The following is a 23,711-nucleotide window of genomic DNA, read 5'->3' on the forward strand; positions in this document are numbered from 1 at the left end:
CTTCATATCCTGTGAGGGTAGGGCTTGAGGGAGAGCGATTGATGCCTTCGCCTAGGCGTCGGGTCGAGGCCTATTGACCGGCGTTCCAAACTGCCAGTTCATAGCCATCCGGGTCTGTGAAGTGGAATCTGCGTCCACCGGGAAACGCAAACGTCTCGCGGGTAATGACAGCCCCCAGGGCTTTAAGCCGCTGCTGCGTGGCATCGAGGTCATCGGCGTACAAAATGACCAGAGGCCCACCCGGCCGAACCGGCTCCCCCGTGGTGAACCCGCCTGTCAGGCGCCCATCGCTGAACTCCGTGTAGGTGGGGCCGTAATCGACAAACGTCCAGCCGAACGCGCTGCCGTAGAAGGCTTTGCTACGGGCAATATCGCTGACGTTGAATTCGATATTGTCGATTTGCCGATCTTTACCTTGAGCGCTCATGCGTGCCTTCCTGGCCGATGTTAAGAGCGGCGAGTGTAGCGTGAACGCCTGCCTGCATGAAGACAGCAATCGTACCTATGATGCACTCGACTACAGAATTAATCGGAGCGGACAGCGTGCTGAAGATTGGAATCCTGGGCGTCGGTGAGCTGACGGAGAAGGTGGTGATCGGCCTGCGGCGCAGCGGGTTTGGCGGGCGGGTGCTGCTGTCTCCGCGTAACCACCAACGTGCGCAGCAACTCGCTGAACAGTGGGACTGTGAGGTGATGGCTGACAATCAACAGGTGGTCGATGGGGCGGACTTGTTGGTCCTGGGCGTGCGCCCGGAGGTGGTCGATCAGCTTTCGAATGAAGTGCAGCTCAGACCTGAGCAATCGCTGGTGTCGTTGGTGGCAGGATTGAAGCTGGCCGTGTTGCAGCGCCGCTTCCCGCAAGCGCGTGTGGTGCGCGCCATGTTGTCCTACGCCGCGCAGATCAACCAGACGACCGTGGTGGTCACGCCCGGTGGCGAACCCCATGCAACGCTGCTGGGCGCTCTCGGTTCATTGGTTGTATTAGACGAGGAAGAGGCGTTCGAACTGGCCACTGTCGCGGCCTGTATGAACGGCTGGTTCTATTTCTTCCTGAGTGATCTTCAGCAGTGGTTTACCGACAAAGGCCTGTCCAAGGACCAGGCCGCCCAACTGGTGATGGGCAACCTGCAAGACTGTCTGGCCAGCGCCCGCCACCAGCCATCCGCGAGCCTGGAAGCATTGGGGCGCGCGATTGCGACACCGGGCACCTTTACGGCGGCTGGGTTGGCGGTGTTGAGAAACACAGGCGCGACGCAGGCTTGGCGCGAGGCGGCTGACGAGGTGCTTGAGCGGCTGCACAAGCCTGCGCGTTTATAGCCGGTGATGCTCCAGCAAAAAGTCCACAAACACGCGGATCCGCGCCGGCATGCTCGCGCCGCCGACAAACACCACATGGATCGGCTCCCGGTCGCCGGGGTTCCAGGATTCCAGCAGGCGCACCAGGTCACCGCGTTGCAGGTCTTGTGCAACCGTGAACTCGCCGATACGTGCAATACCGGCGCCTAATCGCGCCAGTTGAGCGAGGGCTTCGCCACTGCTGCATTCGATATTGCCGTTTATCTTCAGGGAGAACTCCCTACCGTCACGGGCGAAGGGCCAGTCGGATTGGGCGCGGCGGAAGTTGAAGCGCAGGCAGTTGTGGCGCAGCAAGTCGTTGGGTTCCAGAGGTGTACCGTGTTGCGCGAGGTACTCCGGCGACGCCACCAGGACCTGGCCAGTGTCGCCGATGCGCCGCGCGGTCAGCGGGCTGTCTGGCAGGTCGCCAAAGCGGATCGCGATGTCAGCCTGGCCGCCGAGGATATCGACCACTTCGTCGCCCAAGGTCAGGTCCACCACAATGTTTGGGTAGCGGGCGCTGAACGCCGCCACCAACGGCACGATGGCCATGCGGCCGTGGCCCAGGGCCGCACTGACCCGTAGCCGGCCTTTGGGCGCGCCCTGGTCGGCGATGGCTTCTTCGACTTCCGCCATGTCGGCCAGGATGCGCCGGGCGCCGCGCAGGTACGCCTCGCCTTCGGCTGTGAAGGCGAGGGCGCGGGTCGTGCGAATCAACAGGCGGGTGCCCAGGCGTTGTTCTGTGCGTGCGATGACGCGGCTGACGGCCGAGGGCGTCAAGCGTAATGCCCGCGCTGCGGCCGACAGGCTGCCTTCCTGCGCCACCATTGCGAATACCGCCATCTCACCCGACCTGCCGTTGAAATCCATTTTTGCCTCGCGCGCAAAGGTGATTGCCAATTAAACGGTCTAGTGCCGTTAAAGCGTTGATCGTAGCATTTGCGGCATAAATGAGGAGTCTTCCATGCGTATCAATCCACCCCTTGTAGCCCTGGCTGTCGGTGCCTTTGGCATTGGCGTCACTGAGTTCGCGCCCATGGGCATGTTGCCCACCATCGCCAATGACCTTGGCGTTTCGATTCCCACTGCGGGGCTGTTGGTCAGCGCCTACGCCCTGGGGGTATTGCTCGGTGCGCCACTGATGATCCTGACCACTGGCAAGATTCCCCGTCGTCACTTGCTGGTCGGGCTTATGGCCATTTTCACCCTGGGTAACGTGATGTCGGCGCTTGCAACCGGCTATTACGACCTGTTGATTGCCCGCGTCATCACTTCGCTCAACCACGGCGCGTTTTTTGGTGTGGGTTCCATCGTTGCGGCCAGTGTGGTTGCGCCGGACAAGCGCGCCGGCGCCGTCGCCGCGATGTTTATGGGCCTGACCCTGGCGACCATTGGTGGCGTGCCACTGGCGACCTGGTTGGGTGAACTGCTTGGCTGGCGTACAGCGTTCTGGGGCATTGGCGGGCTGGGCCTGGTGACCATGGTCGCGCTGTGGTTCGCGCTGCCTGACCTGCCGCTGCCGAAAAGCGACGGTGTGCTGGCCGAAATCAAGGTGCTGGGGCGTGGTTCGGTACTGGCGGCACTGGCCCTGACCGTGGTGGGTTCCGGTGCTATGTTCACCGTGTTTACCTACATCGCGCCGATCCTGAGCAACCAGACCCATGCGTCTACCCCCTTTATCACGGCCATGCTGGTGCTGTTCGGCGTCGGGTTGACCCTGGGCAATATATGGGGTGGCAAGGCGGCGGATCGCTCGATCGACCGGACCCTGATCGTCTCGCTGAGCGCACTGATTCTGGTCCTGCTGGCCTTTGCATTCCTGATGCGTTGGCCGATACCGGCAGCGGTGAGCATCCTCATCTGGGGTATCGCCAGCTTCGCCGTCGTGCCGCCGTTGCAGATGCGTGTGATGGAAGCGGCCAAAGATGCGCCGAACCTGGCCTCGGCCGTGAACATCGGCGCCTTCAACTTCGGCAACGCGATTGGCGCAGCAGTGGGGGGTGCAGTGATCAACGCAGGGTTGGGCTACCCGGCGATTTCCCTGGCCGGCGCGGCGATGGCGGGCTTGGGGTTGCTGATGGTCGTGACGTTTGCCTGGGGTTCTAGAGCGCGCATGGCTGCGGCGATTTAGCCGATGCGCACCACAGGGTTCACTGCGGCGCCTTCAGAAAACGCTGTCCATGGTCTGGATGCGGCAGCAGGCAGGTGTCTAATTGATTCTACCTGCGTCCAGCGGCGTTCACCCTCCTGCCGTTTACCGTGAAAGCAAAGGTGCAGTGCTTGTTTCCTCACCACCCACGTCGTGCAAGGAAATCCGCGACGTCTCCGGCAACGCCAACCCTCCGGCCAGTGCCAGCAACGCCACGGCAATCAGGTAAAACGCCGGTGACAGGTTGCTGCCCGTGGTGCTGATCAACCATGTCGCCACCAGCGGCGCGGTGCCGCCGAAGATCGTGTACGCCATGTTGTAGGTGATCGCCGAAGCGGTATAGCGCGTACGGGTCGGGAAGGTCTCCGACAGCAAGGCCGCCGTGACCACGCCGCACAACACCGCGCCGACCGCCAGCAACATCACGCCGACAATCGACGCCGCAAACGAGCCGGAGCTGGCCATCAGGAACGACGGATACACCACCACGATCAACAACACACAGGCAGTCATCACGGTGACACGCCGCCCGACCCGGTCCGAATACAGCCCCGCCAGCGGGCAGATCGCCGCCGCGAAGATCAACGCGATCAGCGACACCAGCAGCGCCATCGCCCGATTCAGCCCGCCCGCCACTTGCAGGTACGTCGCGAAGTAGGTGGTGAACATATAAAACGACAACGCCGTGAGTGATACAAAAGCGCCCAGGCAACAGATCGCCGCACCATGGTTGCGCAAGGTTTCCTTGAGCGGGGAGTGGGCGACGGCATGCTCTTCCTTCACAGCCTGGAAGGCAGGCGTCTCGTCCAGCTTCCAGCGCAGGTAGAGGCCCACCAGGCCGAGTGGCGCGGCGATCAGGAACGGCAGGCGCCAGCCCCAACTGCCCATGGCTTCGGCGGACAATGACGCCTCAAGGGCATACGCCACTACCGCAGCGGCGGCGAAAGCGGAAAACGTCGACACCGGCACGAAGCTGCCATACCAGGCGCGTTTGTCACTCGGCGCGTGCTCCATCAGATAAGCACAGGCACCGGCGTATTCACCGCCGGCGGAGAAGCCCTGGGCGCAACGTATCAGCGACAACAGAATCGGCGCCGTGACGCCGATGGCGGCGTAGGTGGGCAGCAGGCCGATCAACGTGGTGGCAGCGGCCATCAACAGGATGGTCATGGCCAGGGTGCGCTTGCGGCCGATGCGGTCGCCGAGCATGCCGAAAAAAATACCGCCCAAGGGCCGGAAGGCGAAGGCCACGGCAAATACGGCGAAGGTCTTGAGCAGCGCCGCGCTGGCGTCGCCGCTGGGGAAGAATTGCTGGGCGATGGTGGTGGCGAGGAAGCCATAGACGGCGAAGTCAAACCACTCGACGAAATTACCGATGCCGGCGGCGATGATGACCTTGCGCAGGGTTTGCGGGCTGACCTGTTCGGTGGAGGGGCTCGTCATGGGGGAAGGCCTCGGGATAGCTGGGGGGATGACCGATTATCGGCGCAGGCGCTTGGGCGGCGGGGCCCAAAAGAGTCGTCCGCGTAGTCAGTAGCGACTTGGTGGGATGGGCAGACGCAGGAATCAGGCCAAGTGCGTCGCGCTCATCAGGCGCCGGGCCACCTTCGCCAGTATCCTTACCCCTTCATCAATCTGCTCCACGGTGAGCCCGGCGTAGCCCATGACCAGGCCTGCCGGTCGGTCGCCCTGCGACGTGAACAACGGCGTCAGGGGATACACACCCACGCCGAGCTCAAGGGCAAGCGCCTGCAAGGCGGGCTCATCCCGCGAGCCAAGCGACGGCAGCAGCAATACCCCATGCAGCCCGGCGGCCATTCCCAGCAGTTTGCCAAGCCCCGCCAGGTGGCGGTCGACGGCATCCAGCAGCGCTTTACGGCGTCCTTCATTGTCACGGCGCAGGCGACGTACGTGGCGTTCATAGGCGCCGCTGGCGATCAACGAGGCGAGTACGTTCTGCTCCCAGCGCGCGGAGTGGCGGTCGGTCAGCCGCTTGGCTTCACGAAACACGCCCACCAGGTCACGGGGCAGTACCAGGTAACCCAGCCGCAATTGCGACGAGAGTGCCTTGGAGAAGGTGCCCACGTAGATCACCCGCGCTTCGGTATCCATCGATTGCAGCGCGTCGATGGGGCGCTGGCCGTAGCGGAATTCGCCACCGTAATCGTCTTCGATGATCCAGGCGTGATGGCGGCTCGCCCAGTCCAGCAACTCGAGGCGCCGCGCGATGGGCAGTACTGCGCCCATGGGGAACTGGTGCGACGGTGTCACGTAGGCCAGCCGTGCGCGAGGGTCGTCCGGCAAGCGTTGTGTCTGCAAGCCGCAGGCGTCGACCGGAATGGATAACGCGGTCGCGCCAGTGGCCTCGAAACAGTACCGGGCCATGCGGTAGCCCGGGTCCTCGAACACGAACGCATCGTCGGGGTTGAGCAGCACCCGAGCGCACAGATCGAGCCCCTGCTGGGAGCCGTGCACCACCAGTATCTGCTCGGCATCGCAGCTCAAACCTCGCGCACGGCGCAGATAGCCTTGCAGTGCATGGCGCAAGCGTTCTTCACCTTCGGGCTGGCCGTAAGGTCGACTGGGTTGACGCTTGACCAGTTCGGCGCGATAGGCGCGATGCCAGCCAAGTGCCGGGAAGTCCCGTGAGGCGACCGCACCATACTGAAAGTCGATACGCGCCGAGGGCGACGCCATGCTATAGGGCTTGAGGCTGGCCACACGCTGTCCATACAGGGACAGCAAGGGTGGACGGTGGTCGTCGGGCACCGGGCCCGTTGCCGGCCGCCCCCCGACTCTGGCGGCAACCCTGGCGGCCTTGCCCACGGCAGTCACCACAAACCCCTCGGCGGCCAGTTGCTCGTAGGCGGCGGTGACGGTGGTGCGTGACACCCCGAGTGTGTCTGCCATCGCACGGGTCGAGAGCAGCTTGGTGTCGGGCGCAAGCGTGCCGTCTTCAATCTGTGCACGCAACCTGGCGTAGATTCGGCGTTCAGCGCCGCGCGAAGGATTCGACAACTGGCCCATGGAAAAACCTCGAAACTGGTGCTTTTTGCGCTGCAGGTGATGGGCGAGATTATGGGTTCTCTTCCCGCCAAAATGAATGCTCGCCATGTACATTCCTGATCACTTTGCCGAACAACGCCCGCAACAACTGCACAGAATCATCCATGACAACCCATTGGGCATCGTGGTGATGCCGGGTGACAGCGGCATGGACGCCGATCACCTGCCGTTTGATTTTGACCCGCGCCACGGCCCCCGTGGGCTGCTCACCGCGCATGTGGCCCGCGCCAACCCGTTGTGGCAGCGTTGCGCGCAGGGGGCGCCGGTGCTGGTGATCTTTCGTGGCGCCCAGGCCTACGTGTCGCCCAACGGCTATGCGTCCAAACACCAGACTCACCGCCAGGTTCCAACCTGGAACTACGAGGTGGTGCATGTGCACGGCGTGATGCGGGTGATGCAAGACCCAAAACGCCTGCGCCGTACCCTGGCCCTGTTGACGCGCCAGCACGAGGCCTCTGAGCCCGAGCCCTGGAAAATGGGCGATGCGCCACGGGCCTTTCTGGATGACATGTTGACGAAAATCGTCGGCATCGAAATCGAACCGCTGCGTTTTGAATGCAAGCGCAAACTCAATCAGAACAAGGATCACGCCGACCGATTGTCAGCCATCGTGCACCTGCGCGAGCGCGGTGAGACGGCACTTGCGCAGATCATGCTGGAAAACCTCGGCCCGTTGGATCCGGAGGCCGCGCCATGGAGCTGGAGCTGAGCCTCACCACGATCCTGGTCACGTTCGCCGGGGTGTTCTTGATCTGCTTCATGAAAGGCGCCTTCGGCGGTGGCTTTGCCATCGTCGGCATTCCGCTGCTGTCGCTGGTGATGGACCCGATCACCGCCGGTGGTTTGTTGGCCCCGTTGTTCATCGCCATGGACCTGTTCGGCCTGCGCTATTGGAAACCGTCGACCTGGTCAAAGCCCGACCTCACTTTACTGGTACCTGGGTTGGTGGTCGGGATTGGCGTTGGCTACCTGCTTTTTCGCGTATTGGATCACCGTGCGATTGCCATCGTGATGGCGCTGGTCACCCTGGTGTTTGTCGGCCTGTGGTTCAGGGCCGGGGGAAATGTCAGTGTGAAGCCGCGTTCAGCACCGAAGGCCGTGGCCGCTGGGGTCACCTCCGGAATCACCACCATGGTTGCGCATTCCGGTGGGCCGCCGTTGGCGATGTACCTGTTGCCGCTGGGCCTGAGCAAGCAGGTGTACGCCGGCACCACCAGCCTGTTTTTCACCGTGGGTAACCTGCTCAAGGCCATCCCTTGGCTGATCCTGGCCAGGCCGACCGGTGATGTGCTGGGCCTGGCGCTGATCTGCCTGCTTGCCGTGCCGAGTGGCGTGTGGCTGGGCTGGCGCCTGCATGCGCGGTTGGATCAGCGCCAGTTGTATCGCGCGTGCTATGGCTTGCTGATTATCACGGCGCTCAAGCTGTTATGGGACGGCATCAGCGGCTACCTGGCTTAGGGATGAAACCTGCGCCCCAACGCCTCCAGGCGCACCGCGATCGGCGGCAACCGCTCGCTGCTGCGTGCCAGGGTTTCCACGTTGTCGGCGGTGCTTTGCGCAATGCTCTGCACCGACTGCAGGCGCCCGACAATCTCGAGGTTGGCCGAGGTCTGCTCGCGGGTGGTGGTCACGATCCGGCCATTGAGGTCGTCGATGTGGGCGATGTCGTCGCCCACTGCGCGCAGCATGTCGACGGCCACCTGGCTGTCTTCCACGCAGCGGTCGACGCCTTGGCGGCTGTCGTGCATGGCTTGCACGGCCTGGCGGCTGCCGTGTTGCAGGCCTTCGATGATGGTTTTGATTTCCTGGGTGGACACGGCCGTGCGTTGCGCCAGGTTGCGCACTTCGTCGGCAACCACGGCGAAGCCACGGCCTTGCTCGCCGGCGCGGGCGGCTTCGATGGCGGCGTTGAGGGCCAGCAGGTTGGTCTGGTTGGCGATGCTGCTGATCACTTCAAGCACGGTGCCGATCTGTTCGGTTTGCACGGCCAGGCCTTGTACTGTCTCGTGGGTGCCGTTGAGGCGTGAGGCCAGTTGGGTGATTTCCTGCTGGGCGCGGCCGACGCTTTCCTGGCCGCGCAGGATCTGTTGGCTGGCCTTGCCGGCATGATCCACCGCTTGCTCGACGTGCACGGCAATATGGCCCATGGCGTCTTCCATGCGCTGCATCGAGCCGGTCATCTGGGTGATTTCCGCCAGTTGGTGGCGCGCGCCTTTTTCCAGGGTGCCGCTGGCGCTGGCCAGTTCCTCGCCGAGTTGGCCGAGGCCGTGGGAGTCACGGGCGACGCCGTCGATCAGGCCGGTCAACTGATGCAGAAAATGGTCGAAACGCTTGGCGAGGGAGACGTGGGTCTTGCCCTGGTCGCCTTGGGCGGTTTCAACGGTGAGCTGGGAGGTGACCGCCAGCATCTTCTCGAGCATTTCCTGACTCTCGACCGCCTCGGCCTGGCTGTGCACGGCCAGGTAGAGCAGGGCGACGGTCTCCATCACCACGTAAAAGGCATGTACAAACACCATGGTCCAGCCACCGTGGTGCGCCATCACAAACACTGGAAAGCCCTGATGTTGAAGGGCATGGAACACCACGTGATGCACGGCAATGGTGGCGGCGGCGACCAGGATCGGCAGCCAGTCACGGTAAAACGTCAGCACCGCCAGCAGCGCGAAGATGCCGAAGTGCGCTTCGATCACGCCCTGGGCCTGGTTGATATGCAGCGCCGCCATGACCATCAGGCCCGCGCCGAGGGCGCAACGCATCACACGTGTGCCGCCGATGGCACGGTAAAGCGCGGTCAACACCACGCTGGTGCCTGCGCCGACCAACACGGCCTGCACCAGGGTGTCGTGCCAGAACGCCAGGCCCAGGGAAAACAGGAACATCAGCCAGACCAGCGCCAGCATGATGCGGTCGGCTTTGCGGTAGTGCTCGAAAAAACGCGTGCGGGTGGGCATTCACACTTACTCCATGTGGTCTGGCCGAGACATAGCGAGGGGCAGGGTGGAGCGAATCAGGGGTTTTTTGGTTTTTATTGGATTCAGTGATGCCAAACGTTTATCGGCATCGGGAGGCGGGACTTTAGGGGCGGCTACCCGGGCGGATAGCCGTGGTTCGGAGGGCGGTCAGAAGCTGTACTTTGCCGTCAGCATCATATTGCGCGGGCTGCCATAGGAATCACCGCCATAGCTCACGGAATTGGAGATGGACTGGTAGTAACGGCGGTCGAAGATGTTGTTGGCGTTGAGCTGCAGGTCCAGGTGCTGGTTGACCTGGTAGCCGGCCATCAGGTCGGTGACGGCATAGGCGCCTTGCTGCAGGCGGTAGGTGCTGCCATCCGCGACTTTGAAGTCGTTGTACATGCGGCTCTGCCAGGACACGTTGCCGCCCACGCGGAGTTTTTCCAGCGAGCCCTGGAAGTGGTAGTTGGTGGTCAGCTTGAACAGGTGCTCCGGGGTGTCGGTGTCGAACTGCTTGTTGACGTTCTGCGGGTTGGCTGCGTCCTTGATGGTGTGCGTACGTGCATAAGTGTAGCCACCGCCGACCTGCCAGTTCTCGGTCAAGGCGCCTTGCAGTTCGAAGTCGATACCCTGGCTGCGAATCTCGCCGGAGGCCACGGAGCAGGAGGCCTGCGGGCAGTTTGCGACGGTCACGCCGACGGCACGGTTTTCCTGGTCGACGCGAAACAGCGCCACGCTCGCGTTCAGCGCGCCACCCAGGTATTCACCCTTGATACCCACCTCATAGTTCTTGCCGACGATAGGCTTGAGCGGGGTGCCGGAGGTGTCCTTTTCGCTCTGGGGCGTGAAGATGTCGCTGTAGCTGACGTAGACCGAGTGATGGTCGTCCAGGTCGTAGATCAGGCCGGCGTAGCGGGTGAGGTTGCGGGTGACCTTGTAGTCGCCGGTGTTGCTGCCGTGGGCATCGTAGTCATACCAGTCCAGGCGCCCGCCGAGGATCAGCTTCAACGGGTCAGCCAGATTCAGGCGCGTGGTGACGTACACCCCGTCCTGGGTGGTCACGTCGCGGTCATTGGTGGTGTGGACGAAGTTCGGTTTGCCCGCCGTGAGCGGCCAGTTCAGGTTGTAGGGGCTGTAGTTGTGGGTGGTCATGTCGTAGATGCGCCGGCTGGCGCCTACCACCAGCTCGTGGGTACGCCCGAACGCCTGGAAGGGGCCGCTGGCAAACGCGTCGACACCCGCCTGGTTTTCATCGTAGGCCGCTTGATAGACGGTGCGCGCCAGTGTGTTGGCGACCCAGCGCGACTGGTAGGAGCCGGAGAACAGCGCGTTCTGTTCGGCATAGTTGGCGTTGACTTGCAGTTTCCAGTCGTTGGCCAGTTGCTGACGCAGCTCGGCGAATACGGTGTTGATCTCCTGGTCCTTGTTTTCCCAGTCGGTGCCGGGGTTGTAGGAGCGCGGCAGGTTCAGGTGATGGCCATCCTGGCCGACCATCGACGAGCCCCAGAAGTAATTGGTCTTGTCCTTTTGGTTGGAGAAGCCAAGGGTCAGGGTGGTGTCTTCGCTCAGGTCGGCTTCGGTGACGGCGTAAAACAGGCCGTGATACTCCTCGGCGTTGTCGATGAAGCTGTTGGCATCGCGGTACGAGGTGACCACGCGACCGCGCCAGGTGCCGCTGTCGTTGAGTGGGCTGGAGGCGTCGAGTTCGCCCCGGTAGTCGTCCCAGCTGCCGGCGGCGCCGGTCAGGGTGACTTTCTGCTCGTCCAGTGGCCGCTTGCGGACCAGGTTGATGGCGGCGGAAGGGTTGCCCGCGCCGGTGACCAGGCCGGTGGCGCCGCGCACGATTTCAACGCGGTCGAACATCGCCAGGTTCGGCTGTGCGCCCACTGACACACCGTTATAGCCACTGGGGATGCCGTCATACATCAGGTTGTCGATGTCGAAGCCGCGCGACGTATAGGACTGCCGGCCCGGACCGCTGGAGAAATTCAGGAACAACCCCGGCGTGGCCTTGACCACATCGTTGATGCTGGTCATCGCCTGGTCATCCATGCGCTGACGCGTAATCACGGTGACGGCCTGCGGGGTTTCGCGCATGGTCAATGGCAGTTTGGTCGCGGTTTTCATCGCGCCAGTGGTGTAGGACTGGGTGCCCTCGGTGGTTTCGCCCAGTTGCTCTTCGCCAGAGATTTGCGTGGCGCCCAGTTCAAGCGTGGTGGCCGGCGCCTGGGTATCGGCGGCAAAGACCGCGGATGAACTGGCCAGACAGACCGCCAACGCTATCAGACTGGGTGAAAAACCTTTACTGCCGTGTTGTTGCACAGACATGGAACTGACTCTCCCCGAACGCCGTCCCTGGCGAATAAAAAATCTGTTGATAATTATTCGCATTAGTCTGGCAGATTGTTCTTGTAGGAAAAAGCCTTGAGGGAGAAACAGTTAACGAATTTTTCACATCTCAGTGGCGGCGATTTGCCACATCGCCCCGCGAAAAGCGCGGTTATTCGCGCTGTGGAATCGCCACCCGACTGGTCGCCTTGACCTCCCTCAGCGCCAGGCTCGACTGTATCGAGGCAATCCCCAACTGCCGCCGCAACACGCTCTCGACAAACTCGCTGTAGCTGTCCAGGTCTTCAGCCAGTACCTGCAACAAATAATCGGCATCCCCGGTGATCTTGTGGCACGACAACACCTGTGGCAGTTCTTTCACCACCGCCTCGAAGGCGTCGGGCGCATGGTCGGTGTGGATCGCAAAACGCACATGCACGAACGCCAGGATGTCCAGCCCGAGCATCTTGCGGTCGAGGTTGGCCTGGTAGTCCTTGATCACGCCTTCTTCTTCCAGGCGTTTGCGCCGGCGCCAGCAGGGCGTGAGGCTCAGGGACAGGCGCTCACTCAGCTGAGCGTTGGAAATACTGGCGTCCTGCTGCAGCAGGGCGAGGATGGCGAGATCGGTATCATCAAGAACGACCTGTTTGGTTTTATTTTTCATAATCGTGCGCCAATGAGGTAAATATTCCCGATAAACCTAACAGTGCCGTAAGTAAAAGCAAAGAAAGCCCACTGCCGCCAGAACAAAATAGACCCTGTCTTTTACTGGCGGATGCCCTCACATGTTGACTGTTTTCAGCGAAGCCCACCGTTTGCACCATGGCACCGAACTCAAGGACGGTGTGCTCAAACCCTCGTTCGAACAACCCAGCCGCGCCGACACCGTGCGTGATCGGGTCCGTCAGGTTGGCCTGGGCGATATCATCACGCCGCGCCGTTTTGACCGGGCCTGCTACGTCGCCGCCCACAGCGAACGCTACGTGGCGTTCCTCGAAGCCGCCTGGGCCGAATGGACTGCCATCGGCCGCAGCCATGACGCCTTGCCTCTGGTGTGGCCGGTACGCGACCTGGCCAACCAGCAGGTGCCGGCGTTCATCGACGGCAAGCTCGGTTTTTACGCGATGGACGCCGGTTCGCCGATTACCCGCACCACCTGGCAGGCGGTGAAGACCAGCGCCGACATCGCACTGACCGGCCTGGCGTTGCTCGACGAAGGCCATCACAGCGCCTTTGCCCTGTGCCGCCCACCGGGCCATCACGCGGCCCGTGAATACATGGGCGGTTACTGCTACCTCAACAACGCCGCGATTGCCGCACAGCACGCCATCACCCAGGGCGCCACGCGTGTGGCGGTGCTGGATGTGGATTTTCACCATGGCAATGGCACCCAGAACATTTTTTACGACCGCTCGGACGTGATGTTCATATCCCTGCATGGCGACCCGGCGGTGTCCTACCCGTACTTTTCCGGTGCCAGCAGCGAGCGCGGCGTCGGCGCTGGGGAGGGCTTCAACCTGAACTACCCGTTGCCGAAAAACACCACCTGGACCCATTACCGAACCGCCCTGATAGACGCCTGCCAGCAACTGCGCCGCTTTGCGCCTGAAGTGCTGGTGATCTCCCTGGGCGTCGACACCTTCAAGGACGACCCCATCAGCCACTTCCTCCTCGACAGCGAAGACTTCCTCGGCATGGGCGAGATCATCGCCACCGTCGGCGTGCCCACGCTGTTCGTGATGGAAGGCGGCTACATGGTTGATGAGATCGGCATCAATGCGGTCAACGTGCTGCACGGTTTCGAACGCCACAGCCAATAACAACGACCCCTCGACTTTTCTTCTGCCAAAACTCAAAAACATAACAAGAGGTTTTGTGATGAAAACAACCACGCCCGGGCTGTGTGAACAGCCTGCGTTGCAACGCACCCTGAGCAACCGCCACATCCAGTTGATGGCCATGGGCGGCGCGATCGGCACCGGCCTGTTCATGGGCTCCGGCAAGATCATCGCGCTGTCCGGCACCTCGATCATCCTGATCTACATGATCATCGGGCTGTTCGTGTACTTCGTGATGCGCGCCATGGGCGAGCTGCTGCTGTCCAACCTCAACTTCAAGAGCTTCGCCGACTTTGCCGGTGCTTACCTGGGGCCGCGCGCGGCGTTCTTTCTCGGCTGGTCGTACTGGTTGAGCTGGAGCGTAGCGGTGGTGGGCGACGCCGTTGTGGTCGGCGGTTTCTTCCAGTACTGGTTCCCCGATGTACCGGCCTGGATGCCGGCGGTGGCGATGTTGCTGACCCTGTTCGCGCTGAATGTGCTGACGGTCAGGCTGTTCGGCGAAGTGGAGTTCTGGTTCGCGATCATCAAGATCATCGCCGTTGTGACCTTGATCGGGGTGAGTGGGGTGCTGATCGCCAGTTCCTTCGTTTCGCCCACCGGCGTCACCGCTTCGTTGAGCCACCTCCTGGATAAACAAGCGGCATTTCCCAACGGCCTGTTCGGCTTTTTTGCCGGGTTCCAGATGGCGATCTTTTCCTTCGCCGGCACCGAGCTGATCGGTACCGCCGCCGCCGAAACCCGTGCGCCGGAAAAGACCTTGCCCAAGGCGATCAACTCGATCCCGCTGCGCATCATCCTGTTCTACGTGCTGGCCCTGGCGTGCATTATCGCGGTGACCTCCTGGCAGCAGGTGTCACCGAGCAAGAGCCCGTTTGTCGAATTGTTCCTGGTCGCCGGTTTCCCCGCCGCAGCGGGCATCGTGAATTTCGTGGTGCTGACCTCGGCGGCGTCGTCTGCCAACAGCGGGGTGTTTTCCGCCAGCCGCATGTTATTTGGTTTGGCCGACCTGGGTGATGCGCCGGGGATCTTCCGGCGCTTGTCGAACAGCAGCGTGCCGTTTATCAGCCTGGCGTTTACCAGCTTGCTGATGTTGCTGGGGCTGGTGTTGCTGTTTGTGGTGCCGGAGGTGATGACCGCCTTCACCATCGTGTCGACGGTGTCGGCGATCCTGGTGATCTTCACCTGGTCGACCATCCTCGCGTCCTACATCGCCTATCGCAAAAAACGCCCGGACCTGCACGCCCAATCCACCTACAAGATGCCCGGTGGTGTGCCGATGGCCTGGTTTGCCCTGGCGTTTCTCGCCTTCGTGCTGGGCCTGCTGGCGTTGCGGCCGGACACACGCCTGGCGCTGTGTGTGATGCCGGCCTGGTTTATCTGGCTGGGAATCGCCTATCAGTTTTCGCGCTTTCAGGGTCAGCCCTTTCAAAGTCTTTGAAAAACCGGCCATATCTGGCTGATACCCTCCCATTTGTGGTGAGCGGGCTTGCCCCGCGTTGGGTTGCGAAGCGACCCTGGAAGGAGGCATGCGGTGAATCAGGTACTCTTCGGCTGCTGGTGTTGGGGCTGCTTCGCAGCCCAGCGCGGGGCAAGCCCGCTCACCACAACAAGCCCGCTCGCCACAGGGTATTTGTCGCCAGTTCTGACCAGAGACCTTGAACGGGCTGGCTTTCAGGGTGCCAGCCTGGTGAAGACATAATCCCGGTCTTTCACCAACGCCTGGTGGCAGGCAAAACACGTCTGGTGCTGCGCTTCATCGGCTGGTTTGCCATTGATGAAGCGTCCAAACCCCCAGCCACCGGTGGACGCGTATTTTTTCGAGTCCTTGACCATGAACTGCACCGTGGTCGCCGCGCCAGGGATGGACGCGGTCTTGAAATCCGGTGACTGCTCGTGTTTCCACGCCAACTTGGCCAGGACGGTGCCATCCGGGAAAGGCAACGTGCCCTCCCGATAAGCCTTGAGCGCAGCGCTGTTGCCCAGCACCACGCGCAGCTCGTTCAACGGGTCGGCTTCCTGGGCCGGAGCCACCAGTTCCCATTGGCGGTAGCCGTCGGGAATAGTCACGCCGTAGATCGGCGAGGGTGCGCTGTCGGCGAAGGCGCCAGCCGAACTCGCGAGGGCCAATGCGGCCATGTACAGGCGCTTCATCACAGGTGATCCGCATCAATGACCGCCTTGGCAAACGCCTCGGGCGCTTCCTGCGGCAGGTTGTGGCCGACGCCACCGTTGATCAGGCGGAACTCGTACTTGCCGGTAAACCGCTTGGCGTAATCCTCCGGCTGCGGGTGCGGGGCGCCGTTGGCGTCGCCTTCGAGGGTGATGGTCGGCACGCCAATGGACGGCGCCTGGGCGAGTTTCTGCTCCAGCGGGTCGTATTTCGTTTCACCCTGCACCAGGCCCAACCGCCAGCGGTAGTTGAACACAGTGATCGCTACGTGATCCGGGTTCTCCAGGCCTTTGGCACTGCGATCGAACGTGGCGTCATCGAACTTCCACTGCGGCGAGGCCAATTGCCAGATCAGCTTGGCGAAGTCGTGGGTGTTTTTCTGGTAGCCGGCGGCGCCGCGCTCGGTGGCGAAGTAGAACTGGTACCACCATTGCAGCTCGGCCTTGGGCGGCAGTGGGTTCTTGCCGGCCGCCTGGTTGCCGATCAGGTAACCGCTGACCGACACCAGCGCCTTGACCCGCTCCGGCCACAATGCCGACACGATGTCCGCCGAGCGTGCGCCCCAGTCATAGCCACCGAGCACCGCTTGCTGGATCTTCAGCGCGTCCATGAAGTCGATCACATCGCTGGCCAGCGCCGCCGGCTGGCCGTTGCGCAGGGTCTCATTCGAGAGGAAACGCGTGTCGCCATAACCCCGTGCGTAAGGGATCAACACGCGATAGCCCTTGGCCGCCAGTAACGGCGCGACCTGGGCGTAGCTGTCAATGTCGTAGGGCCAGCCATGCAGCAGGATCACCGCCGGGCCGGTGGTGGGGCCGACTTCGGCGTAGGCCACGTCCAGCAGCCCAGCCTTGACGTGCTTGAGGGCACCGAAGGCGCTTTGGGTACTGGCGACAACTTTGGTCGCAGCCTCGGGCATTTCGGCGTGGGCCATGCCCAGGATGCCGAATTGCGCCAGGGCAAAGGCCAGGAAAAGCGGTGTGGAACGGCGGTTCAACTGAGCGTGCATGGCGAGCCTCCTGCGGCTGGATGTGTGCCGGGTGCTCAGTTGAACGCCGGGCTGTATCTGGCCTGTTTCAGGAAACCCGCCGAGTTAAAGGCTGTGTATCGCAGTGGGCTGTGTACACACTGCGATACAAACCTAGAACGCCACCCTCAGACCCACAGTGCCTTCGCGGCCGTTGTAGGTGTTGCTGTCCAGATTGCGGTTGTAGCCGACTTCGCCATACAGGCTCACATCGGGCGCTACCTGCAAGGTGGCGCCCAGGCTGACTTCAAGGATGGTGGATTTCTGCTCGGTATCGATCCGGGTCGTGTGGTTGTAAATCACACTGTTGTCCCCGGCGCTGGCATGCCAGACGTTCGCGCGCGCATAGGGCTGCCACGCCATGCCATGGATGTTGTAGTCGCCGCGCAGCCTTAAGCCCAGGCGGGAGGTCACGCTGGTATCGGCGTCGTACTTGACGTCGGAAATGCCGTCGTTCTGGCTGTCGAGCCTTGTCTTGCCGACGATCACTTGGGCCTGCGGCTCCAGCGTCCAGTTTTGGCTGGCCCGGAGCGGCCAGCCGACTTCAGCTGAGGCTGTGATGTTATGCCCTCGGGTTTTCATCTTCACGCCGCGGTCTGATTCGTTGTTGCCGTTGAACCGGCTGCCCATCAGCACCAGATCCACATACGCTTGATTAGCCCCGATCAGTGTCCAGTAAATCCCCAGGCTATCGGCGCGCAAGGTGGTTTTGCCGGCGTCCAGGTCTTGCCAGCCACCGTTGAAGCCCTTGACGTTGCCTTTGAGTGTGCTGTGGCCCACAAACAGCCCAACGCGCTGGTTGCGCCCGCTGTCGTCGGTGGTGGTGTAGACATCACTGCCCACTTGGAAGCCCTTGAGCGTGCTGTCCAGCGTCGGGCTCACCGTGCCGGCGAACCCTTGACGGCTGCTGCTGCCGTAGACCCGGCCCCAGCCGTCCAGCGCATGGCTGCTCTGTCGAAGGTTCTGGTCGCCCATGCGCTCGTGATAAGTGCCCAGCGTGGCGCGCACGATCTGGTCGGCCGCCGGGAACATTGCGGCATAGATCGGCACTTCCTTGCGGTAGATGGGGATTGGATCGGGCCCTGGTTTAGGGGGGGGAGGCTCGCCCGGGCTCGGTAAAGGTACGATGATCTCAGGGCCTGGTGGCTGCACCGGGACAGTGGAGCGCAGGTAATAATTCTTTGCCGTGCCTGCGGTTACACCGCCCTTGAACAGGCGGTAGTCGAACGCACCCGCGGAGACCGGGCCGGCGAGGGTGAAGGCGTTGGCACTGCCGGAGGCACCATTAAGGGCCTGCACAACCTGGATACCATCCTGCAGCGTCGCTGCACCCGCACCCCCCAGGTTGGTCACGCTGATCGTTGTACTGCCCCCAATGGCACCTTGGTCAATCACCAGTTTGTCGCTGGGCGAGCCGTCGCCGCCCAACACACTTTGCAGTTCAACCCGCCCACCATTGCCGGTGTAATTGCCCCTGATGGTCAATGAGTCGCTGGTGCTGGAGCTGCCGGTGGTCATGTCGATCACGCCGCTGTTGCTGACGGTAACCAACTGGCCGGCGGTAAAGGCTTCGATGACGCCGGTCCCGACCAGCAGCTTGCTCGTGCCATCCAGCGCCAGCGTGCCAGTACCGGAGCTGCTGTCACCCAGCTTGAGGGTCGTACCGCTCAGCGTCAGTTCGGAGCCATTGTCCAGCTGGATGGCTTCCCAGTTGGGCAATAGGCCCGGATCCCCGGCCTTGGTGTTGTCCAGGGTGAGCTTGTCGTTGCCCAGGCCGCCGTCCACCAATTGCGCTGCCGCCAACTGAGCACTCGTCAGATTCTGCACGAGTGCCATGTCGTCCCCTTCACCCATCCGCACAAACGAGTGCAGGTTGCCGCCGGTCCAGATGAAGTGGTCGTTGCCGAAACTGAGCAGGATCTGCCCGTTCACCTCGCCGCCCGAGACGGTCACCTGATCATCACCGGCGCTGACACTGATATTGCCGCCCACAAACGCCGTGCCCGAGATCCGGATGGTGTCGTTGCCTAAGCCGGTCACCAGGTTGCCGATGATGCGGCCTCCCGACATGTCGAACAGGTTGTTATCGAGTTTCATGTCGACGCGGCCGATGGTGCCGCCGGTCACTGCGGCGTCGTCGCTGTCTTCGACGGCGCCGGTGATGGTGCCACCGCTCATTCTGAAGATATCCCGACCGTCACCTTGAGCCACGGCCGCTACAGTGCCGCCGCTCTGGGCATAGCTGTCGATACCGTCCCCCTGGTTGATAGTGCCGACCTGACCGCCGGTAATCAGCGCCACATCCGCGCCCGCACCTTGAGTGACAGACCCGGTAATGCTGCCCAGATTGAGCCGAAAGATATTCGCGCCATCGCCCTGGTTGAGGTTCCCATCAATCCCGGCGCTTGGCCCATTCACATCCACAAGATCATTGCCCGCGCCAAAGGTCACATTGCCGGTCACCCGGCCCGTCGCGGTGATATTCAGTGTGTTGTTACCCGCGTTATCGGTAAAGCCCGGCGCCGTGCCGCTGTCACAGGTGGAGGTGTCATCGCCGGCGCCAGTGTTGATGGTGCAGGCGCCATAAGAGGCCGGCGGCCACACCGCCATGACGATCAGGTACAACCAGGAGAGTGTCCGTGCGCGCATGATCCGTCCTCACTTGAGGGGAGAGTTGTCCCGGCACCTGCGAAGGCAGGTGCGGGCCAGACCATGACAACGTGATGCGCGATACGGAGCAGGGACAGCGGGTTACCCGTTTCTGAAAACACCGGCCAATGCAAAGGGTTGGCATGGCTTTCTCGACTGCACCTGAAGCGGTGCAGCGCTTTTTCCACCCTAGCCATACATTCGCCAGGCCGCTACTGTCAGAATTAACAGGTACGGACGAGTCGGGTGTCAGGACAGCACGATCTCATACGGTTCGCGCATTCTCTCAAGCAGCACCTGGGCCAGTATCGGCGGCAGGCCGATCTGTGGGTCCCCGGCCAGCTGGCTGGCATAGGCGTGGGCGGCGTGGAGTTTGCGCGCCACGGTCCAGGTGTCCAGGCGTACCTTGCGCGCGCGTTGCCAGGGGATGATCGCGCCTTCGCGGGCCGGCCAGTGCCAGGCCCAGATCGGCAGTTCATGCAGCTGCGCGCCCACCAGGCTGCACGCCTTGGCACTGGCACGGCCCACCGCGTCATGGTCGTCATTGCCGTCGTTGCGCCAGGTGCTGAACACCACATCGCCGGGCTGCAGGTAACGCGCAATGAATTGGCTCAGTTGCGGCTCGCGGGCGGCGAGGGCGTTGTCGCAAAACCCCCCGCGAATCCACTTCAGGCTGTGCAGCGGCATGCCCAGGCGGCGCAGGGCTTCGGCGCTTTCCTGGGGGCGGACCACGCTCAAGCGGCTCGCCGGCCAGACGTTGGAGCCCGGGTGGCTGGCGCTGCCATCGGTGATGGAGATCAGCTGCAGCGGGTGTTCCAGCGTGCTGAGCAATTGCAGCAAGCCGCCGCAGGCCAGCACCTCATCGCCCGGATGAGGTGCGATGATCACCACGCGTGCGCCAGGCGGCACTAATGAGGAGGGCGTAATGGGGGGGATTTGCGCCAACTGCGGGGCGCTGTTCCAGACTTGCGCGGGGCCGCGGCGGCCGTCGCTTAAGGAAGCAAGCTTCATGGGGTGTCACATCCTTGTCGGTTGATGCGGGGTCGTGCCCCGTTGACGGGACGACTCTCTTGTTTCCACCACAGGCTCCGCCGTAGTGGCTGCATGGCACCCCAACCCTGGAATGCCAGCAAGGCGTTCTCAGCATAGACAAGGATTGCGCGGTTTCACATTCGGTAACGGCGTTTTTTTACGTGGCATGCATCAGGCTCTTCAAGTAATCGCCGAATCCCCCTTGTGCACGGGCGTCCAGGCGCGCACTGGTAATCACCTGCGGGCCGTGGCTCCAGGCGATGGAGGCGCCGCACAGCTCCAGGTTGCGCACCAATTGCACATCCTCGTGGCACGCCAGCGGCTCGAAACCACCGGCACGCACGTACGCGCCAGCGCTCACCCCCAGGTTGGCCCCGTGGATATGCCGATGACCGTCGCGAGCCTCGTAGCCCTGGAGGTAGCGAATCTGCGCGGCGGGATCAAAACCCTCGCTCCACGCATCCACCGTGACGGTGCCGCACACGGCGTCCACGCCCAACGCCAATTGGGCCACCAACCAATCGGGGGCTACCCGGCTGTCAGCATCGGTGCAGGAGATCCAGCGTGCGCCCTGATTGAGCAAATGCCGCGCACCCACGCCACGCACATGCCCCACGTTGCGTACCTGGGCTTCCAGGCACTGCACCGGGTAGGCCTGGGCAATGGCGGCGCTGGCATCGCTGCAGCTGTCGAGCACCACCAGAATAGTCACCGCTTCGCCGAGCAACCCGGGATGGCTGGCCGCGATCATCGCAGCTTTCAGGCAGTCGCCGAGCAACGCCTCTTCGTTATGTACCGGGATCAGAATGCCGATCATCGCAGGCCCTCAAGGGTGGCGACCGAGGTGCCGTCGCGGCTCCACAGGTCGAGCAGGAAATCAGGTTCGTGGTGGCTGGCGATGCGGGGCATGTCCAGGCGTTGCTGGAGCAGGGCGTGCACTTGCTCAGCCGTTTGCGGGCAACCGTCGATAGGCGCGCGCCAGTGGCAGGCCAGCAATTGGCCGTCGGCGGTCAGTGCGGTGCGGGCGTGATCGATCAATTGGCCCAGGTCATCGGCGTCGAGGTAGTAGCACCACTCACTCAATACGATCAGCTCGAACTGGCCCGCAGGCCACTGTTCGGGCAAGCGGCACTGCTGCACCTGGGCCTGGGGGAACCCCAGCAAGCGAGTGCGCGCCAGGTCAACGGCGGCCGCGGCGGTGTCGCAGCACAGCAGGCGGTCACAACGCGGTGCCAGTTCGAAACTCAGCTCGCCATTGGCGCAACCGGGTTCGAACACCGAGGCATAGCGTGGCCGCGTGAGGATCGCCAGGGTCAGTGCGCGTTTGCGCCGCTCATACCAGCGTTGGCGAAAGGCCCAGGGATCATCGTTATTGGCGAACAGCTGGTCGAAATAAGGCGTGGCCACACTCATACGAATACCACTTCAAAGGGTTGCAACAGACGCTCCACCACGTAGGGCGCCAGCACCGGCGCGAGGCCGATCTGTGGGTCGCCTTCCAGTTGGCTGGCGAAGGCGTGGATCGCATGCCGTTTGCGCGCGACGGCTTCACAGGTCAGCGGGATCTTGCGTGCACGGTGCCAGGGCACCACGCTGTCTTCGGGTGTTGCCCAATGCCAGGTCCACACCGGCAGCTCATACAGGGTGGCGCCGACCGCCGCGCAGGCCTGGGCGCTGGCACGCCCAACGGCCTCATGGTCGCAATGGCCGTCTTCGCGCCAGGTGGTGAACACCACGTCGGTAGGCTTGAGGTAGCGTTGGATAAACCCTACAAGTTCCTGTTCCCGCGCCGCCACCTGGCTGTCGGTAAAACCGGCGCGCAGCCATTTCAGGCTGTGCAGCGGCAACCCCAGGCGGTGCAGGGCCTGGGCGGATTCCTGCGGGCGCACTACGCTCAAACGCTCCACTGGCCAGCGCTGCGAGCCGGGGTGGCTGGCGCTGCCATCGGTCACCGAAATCAATTGGATCGGCCGACCCAGCGCCGCCAGGCCCTGCATCAGGCCGCCGCAGCCGAGGATTTCATCGTCCGGATGCGGTGCAATGATCACCGCACGGTGGCCGGCGGGCACCAACTGCTCGACGCTGATCGACGGCAAGTCGGCCATTTTCGGCGAGGCCTGCCAGTGATGCAGCGGCGTGCCCTGGCCAACGATCGGATTGGATCTCATAACTGCCACCTCCCTGTGGGTTCACCGACCACCAGCTCTCCGAGCCCGGCCAGGTCGCGTTCGGCATGACTCTGGCGTACATACACCGGCAGGTCTGCCATCAACTGGGCAAAGTGCGGGTCCTTGCAGTAAGGACCGGCGCCGACGGCGCGCCCGACGTGGCGCAGCACCTGCTCAACGGTGTCTTCGATACAGGCCCGCGTCTGCTGGGCCAATTGCCGGGCATCAGCCTTGGGCTCAAGGTCGATCTGTGCCGCGCTGGCACGCAGCACACAGGCGGCGCTGTTCAGTGCGCTGTCGACGGCGCCTAGATGAGCCAGGGCGTGGGGTTCCGGGCGTTTACTGCACTGCGCGCGCAAGACCTCAGCCAGGCGCTGCGCGGCGCCGTACCAGCAGGCGGCGATACCGATACCGCCTTGCCAGAAGCCTGGGCGGGCGAGGTAGTCCCCCGGTCCGCCCACCGCCAGCCCCCAGGCCCCGTCGAACACGACCTCCACACTGCCGGTGGCTGCCATGCCCACGGCGTTCCATCCCTCGTCGGTGACCACGATGCCGGGTTGATCCATGTGCACGGCCACCAACTGCTGGCGATCGTCTTCGTCCCAGGCGGTCAACAACCCATGGCTCACCACCGCCGCGCCGGAGCACCAGGCCTTGCGGCCTTGCACCCGCAGGCGATGGCCCTCCTGGTTCACGCGCACCTTGGCCGTTGGCGGCTCGGCGGCCCACATGCCCCACGTGCTGCCCAAGGGCGGCAGTGGGGAGTTGAGCTCGGCAATGATTGCCAGGGCATCGGTGTGGCCTTCGAACAGCTTGCACAAGCGCAGGTCATGACCCGCCACCTGCGCCAGGCGACTGAACCGCGCCAGGGTCTGACCGCCGCCGGGCAGCGGTAGGTGGTCCAGGCCTTCTTCCTGAAGCGCCTTCAGGGCGTCGCCCAGGGCTTGCGTGTCCGCATAGCCCCGGAAGCCTTGAAGGAATCCATGCAGAGCCAT

21 protein-coding genes are annotated in these 23,711 nt (G+C 63.0%); 6 read left to right on the forward strand and 15 right to left on the reverse strand.

Annotated elements, in window-relative coordinates; translation table 11 throughout:
• Positions 1 to 70: 70 nt before the first annotated feature.
• Positions 71 to 427 carry a VOC family protein gene (locus tag M2497_RS15105; RefSeq protein WP_248481316.1) on the reverse strand — a complete coding sequence of 119 codons (357 nt, stop codon included), beginning with the start codon at positions 425 to 427 and terminating at the stop codon, positions 71 to 73.
• Positions 428 to 543: 116 nt separating this feature from the next.
• On the opposite strand from M2497_RS15105, the gene M2497_RS15110 reads away from it, so the two are divergent.
• On the forward strand, positions 544 to 1,317 hold the full coding sequence (locus M2497_RS15110) for an NAD(P)-binding domain-containing protein (RefSeq protein WP_248481317.1): 774 nt from the start codon (positions 544 to 546) through the stop codon (positions 1,315 to 1,317).
• On the opposite strand, the gene M2497_RS15115 is transcribed toward M2497_RS15110, so the two are convergent.
• Positions 1,312 to 2,205 (reverse strand): LysR family transcriptional regulator, encoded by an 894-nt coding sequence (locus M2497_RS15115; protein WP_076955256.1) that lies wholly within the window; start codon positions 2,203 to 2,205, stop codon positions 1,312 to 1,314. The genes M2497_RS15110 and M2497_RS15115 overlap by 6 nt on opposite strands.
• A 94-nt stretch (positions 2,206 to 2,299) precedes the next feature.
• On the opposite strand from M2497_RS15115, the gene M2497_RS15120 reads away from it, so the two are divergent.
• The gene (locus M2497_RS15120) at positions 2,300 to 3,466 is read left to right on the forward strand and encodes an MFS transporter (protein WP_248481318.1); all 1,167 of its coding nucleotides are present in this window, start codon (positions 2,300 to 2,302) and stop codon (positions 3,464 to 3,466) included.
• A gap of 123 nt (positions 3,467 to 3,589) precedes the next feature.
• On the opposite strand, the gene M2497_RS15125 is transcribed toward M2497_RS15120, so the two are convergent.
• Both M2497_RS15125 and M2497_RS15130 read right to left on the reverse strand, forming a co-directional pair.
• Complete coding sequence (locus tag M2497_RS15125) at positions 3,590 to 4,927, reverse strand: MFS transporter (protein WP_248481319.1); 1,338 nt, start codon at positions 4,925 to 4,927, stop codon at positions 3,590 to 3,592.
• A gap of 123 nt (positions 4,928 to 5,050) precedes the next feature.
• Positions 5,051 to 6,511: a PLP-dependent aminotransferase family protein gene (locus M2497_RS15130; protein WP_248481320.1), complete on the reverse strand. Its 1,461-nt coding sequence runs from the start codon at positions 6,509 to 6,511 to the stop codon at positions 5,051 to 5,053.
• Positions 6,512 to 6,596: 85 nt separating this feature from the next.
• Here M2497_RS15130 and M2497_RS15135 point away from each other — a divergent pair, with 85 nt between their 5' ends.
• On the forward strand, positions 6,597 to 7,259 hold the full coding sequence (locus M2497_RS15135) for an FMN-binding negative transcriptional regulator (protein WP_248481321.1): 663 nt from the start codon (positions 6,597 to 6,599) through the stop codon (positions 7,257 to 7,259).
• The gene (locus M2497_RS15140; RefSeq protein WP_248481322.1) at positions 7,244 to 8,008 is read left to right on the forward strand and encodes a sulfite exporter TauE/SafE family protein; all 765 of its coding nucleotides are present in this window, start codon (positions 7,244 to 7,246) and stop codon (positions 8,006 to 8,008) included. The genes M2497_RS15135 and M2497_RS15140 overlap by 16 nt, the downstream gene beginning before the upstream one ends.
• Here M2497_RS15140 and M2497_RS30675 read toward each other — a convergent pair.
• From M2497_RS30675 to M2497_RS15155, 3 genes are all read right to left on the reverse strand, one after another.
• Entirely contained in the window at positions 8,005 to 9,501 is a 1,497-nt protein-coding gene (locus M2497_RS30675; protein WP_282578159.1) for a methyl-accepting chemotaxis protein, read from the reverse strand. The two genes, M2497_RS15140 and M2497_RS30675, sit on opposite strands and share 4 nt — an antisense overlap.
• Before the next feature lie 168 nt (positions 9,502 to 9,669).
• A complete protein-coding gene (locus tag M2497_RS15150) occupies positions 9,670 to 11,832 on the reverse strand; it encodes a TonB-dependent siderophore receptor (RefSeq protein ID WP_248481324.1) in 2,163 nt (720 codons plus the stop codon).
• 172 nt (positions 11,833 to 12,004) lie between these two features.
• Positions 12,005 to 12,496, reverse strand: coding sequence for an Lrp/AsnC family transcriptional regulator (locus M2497_RS15155; RefSeq protein WP_058426187.1), 492 nt, complete (start codon positions 12,494 to 12,496; stop codon positions 12,005 to 12,007).
• A 121-nt stretch (positions 12,497 to 12,617) separates the two neighbouring features.
• On the opposite strand from M2497_RS15155, the gene M2497_RS15160 reads away from it, so the two are divergent.
• Positions 12,618 to 13,652: a histone deacetylase family protein gene (locus tag M2497_RS15160; protein WP_248481326.1), complete on the forward strand. Its 1,035-nt coding sequence runs from the start codon at positions 12,618 to 12,620 to the stop codon at positions 13,650 to 13,652.
• 58 nt (positions 13,653 to 13,710) lie between these two features.
• Entirely contained in the window at positions 13,711 to 15,108 is a 1,398-nt protein-coding gene (locus tag M2497_RS15165; protein ID WP_248481328.1) for an amino acid permease, read from the forward strand.
• Between the two features lie 233 nt (positions 15,109 to 15,341).
• On the opposite strand, the gene M2497_RS15170 is transcribed toward M2497_RS15165, so the two are convergent.
• From M2497_RS15170 to M2497_RS15205, 8 genes are all read right to left on the reverse strand, one after another.
• On the reverse strand, positions 15,342 to 15,821 hold the full coding sequence (locus tag M2497_RS15170) for a cytochrome P460 family protein (protein WP_248481330.1): 480 nt from the start codon (positions 15,819 to 15,821) through the stop codon (positions 15,342 to 15,344).
• Entirely contained in the window at positions 15,821 to 16,849 is a 1,029-nt protein-coding gene (locus M2497_RS15175) for an alpha/beta hydrolase (protein WP_248481331.1), read from the reverse strand. Before M2497_RS15175 ends, M2497_RS15170 begins: the two co-directional genes overlap by 1 nt.
• A 132-nt stretch (positions 16,850 to 16,981) precedes the next feature.
• Complete coding sequence (locus M2497_RS15180; RefSeq protein WP_248481332.1) at positions 16,982 to 19,516, reverse strand: autotransporter outer membrane beta-barrel domain-containing protein; 2,535 nt, start codon at positions 19,514 to 19,516, stop codon at positions 16,982 to 16,984.
• Positions 19,517 to 19,765: 249 nt separating this feature from the next.
• Entirely contained in the window at positions 19,766 to 20,527 is a 762-nt protein-coding gene (locus tag M2497_RS15185; protein WP_248481333.1) for a PIG-L family deacetylase, read from the reverse strand.
• Positions 20,528 to 20,705: 178 nt separating this feature from the next.
• Entirely contained in the window at positions 20,706 to 21,365 is a 660-nt protein-coding gene (locus tag M2497_RS15190) for a glycosyltransferase (protein ID WP_248481334.1), read from the reverse strand.
• The gene (locus M2497_RS15195; RefSeq protein ID WP_248481335.1) at positions 21,362 to 21,961 is read right to left on the reverse strand and encodes an SAM-dependent methyltransferase; all 600 of its coding nucleotides are present in this window, start codon (positions 21,959 to 21,961) and stop codon (positions 21,362 to 21,364) included. The genes M2497_RS15190 and M2497_RS15195 overlap by 4 nt, the downstream gene beginning before the upstream one ends.
• Positions 21,958 to 22,716, reverse strand: coding sequence for a PIG-L family deacetylase (locus M2497_RS15200; RefSeq protein WP_248481336.1), 759 nt, complete (start codon positions 22,714 to 22,716; stop codon positions 21,958 to 21,960). Before M2497_RS15200 ends, M2497_RS15195 begins: the two co-directional genes overlap by 4 nt.
• Positions 22,713 to 23,711 carry an acyl-CoA dehydrogenase family protein gene (locus M2497_RS15205; RefSeq protein WP_248481337.1) on the reverse strand — a complete coding sequence of 333 codons (999 nt, stop codon included), beginning with the start codon at positions 23,709 to 23,711 and terminating at the stop codon, positions 22,713 to 22,715. Before M2497_RS15205 ends, M2497_RS15200 begins: the two co-directional genes overlap by 4 nt.

This window comes from Pseudomonas sp. CYM-20-01 (genome assembly GCF_023169845.1).
Classification (GTDB): Bacteria; Pseudomonadota; Gammaproteobacteria; order Pseudomonadales; family Pseudomonadaceae; genus Aquipseudomonas; species Aquipseudomonas azotoformans.

What these genes read in the sequence shown, in the direction of transcription:
- M2497_RS15105 (WP_248481316.1), bottom strand. Translation starts at nt 427, where the DNA reads ATGAGCGCTCAAGGTAAAGATCGGCAAATCGACAATATCGAATTCAAC.
- M2497_RS15115 (WP_076955256.1), bottom strand. Translation starts at nt 2,205, where the DNA reads ATGGATTTCAACGGCAGGTCGGGTGAGATGGCGGTATTCGCAATGGTG.
- M2497_RS15120 (WP_248481318.1), top strand. Translation starts at nt 2,300, where the DNA reads ATGCGTATCAATCCACCCCTTGTAGCCCTGGCTGTCGGTGCCTTTGGC.
- M2497_RS15125 (WP_248481319.1), bottom strand. Translation starts at nt 4,927, where the DNA reads ATGACGAGCCCCTCCACCGAACAGGTCAGCCCGCAAACCCTGCGCAAG.
- M2497_RS15130 (WP_248481320.1), bottom strand. Translation starts at nt 6,511, where the DNA reads ATGGGCCAGTTGTCGAATCCTTCGCGCGGCGCTGAACGCCGAATCTAC.
- M2497_RS15135 (WP_248481321.1), top strand. Translation starts at nt 6,597, where the DNA reads ATGTACATTCCTGATCACTTTGCCGAACAACGCCCGCAACAACTGCAC.
- M2497_RS15140 (WP_248481322.1), top strand. Translation starts at nt 7,244, where the DNA reads ATGGAGCTGGAGCTGAGCCTCACCACGATCCTGGTCACGTTCGCCGGG.
- M2497_RS30675 (WP_282578159.1), bottom strand. Translation starts at nt 9,501, where the DNA reads ATGCCCACCCGCACGCGTTTTTTCGAGCACTACCGCAAAGCCGACCGC.
- M2497_RS15150 (WP_248481324.1), bottom strand. Translation starts at nt 11,832, where the DNA reads ATGTCTGTGCAACAACACGGCAGTAAAGGTTTTTCACCCAGTCTGATA.
- M2497_RS15155 (WP_058426187.1), bottom strand. Translation starts at nt 12,496, where the DNA reads ATGAAAAATAAAACCAAACAGGTCGTTCTTGATGATACCGATCTCGCC.
- M2497_RS15160 (WP_248481326.1), top strand. Translation starts at nt 12,618, where the DNA reads ATGTTGACTGTTTTCAGCGAAGCCCACCGTTTGCACCATGGCACCGAA.
- M2497_RS15165 (WP_248481328.1), top strand. Translation starts at nt 13,711, where the DNA reads ATGAAAACAACCACGCCCGGGCTGTGTGAACAGCCTGCGTTGCAACGC.
- M2497_RS15170 (WP_248481330.1), bottom strand. Translation starts at nt 15,821, where the DNA reads ATGAAGCGCCTGTACATGGCCGCATTGGCCCTCGCGAGTTCGGCTGGC.
- M2497_RS15175 (WP_248481331.1), bottom strand. Translation starts at nt 16,849, where the DNA reads ATGCACGCTCAGTTGAACCGCCGTTCCACACCGCTTTTCCTGGCCTTT.
- M2497_RS15180 (WP_248481332.1), bottom strand. Translation starts at nt 19,516, where the DNA reads ATGCGCGCACGGACACTCTCCTGGTTGTACCTGATCGTCATGGCGGTG.
- M2497_RS15185 (WP_248481333.1), bottom strand. Translation starts at nt 20,527, where the DNA reads ATGAAGCTTGCTTCCTTAAGCGACGGCCGCCGCGGCCCCGCGCAAGTC.
- M2497_RS15190 (WP_248481334.1), bottom strand. Translation starts at nt 21,365, where the DNA reads ATGATCGGCATTCTGATCCCGGTACATAACGAAGAGGCGTTGCTCGGC.
- M2497_RS15195 (WP_248481335.1), bottom strand. Translation starts at nt 21,961, where the DNA reads ATGAGTGTGGCCACGCCTTATTTCGACCAGCTGTTCGCCAATAACGAT.
- M2497_RS15200 (WP_248481336.1), bottom strand. Translation starts at nt 22,716, where the DNA reads ATGAGATCCAATCCGATCGTTGGCCAGGGCACGCCGCTGCATCACTGG.
- M2497_RS15205 (WP_248481337.1), bottom strand. Translation starts at nt 23,711, where the DNA reads ATGGCTCTGCATGGATTCCTTCAAGGCTTCCGGGGCTATGCGGACACG.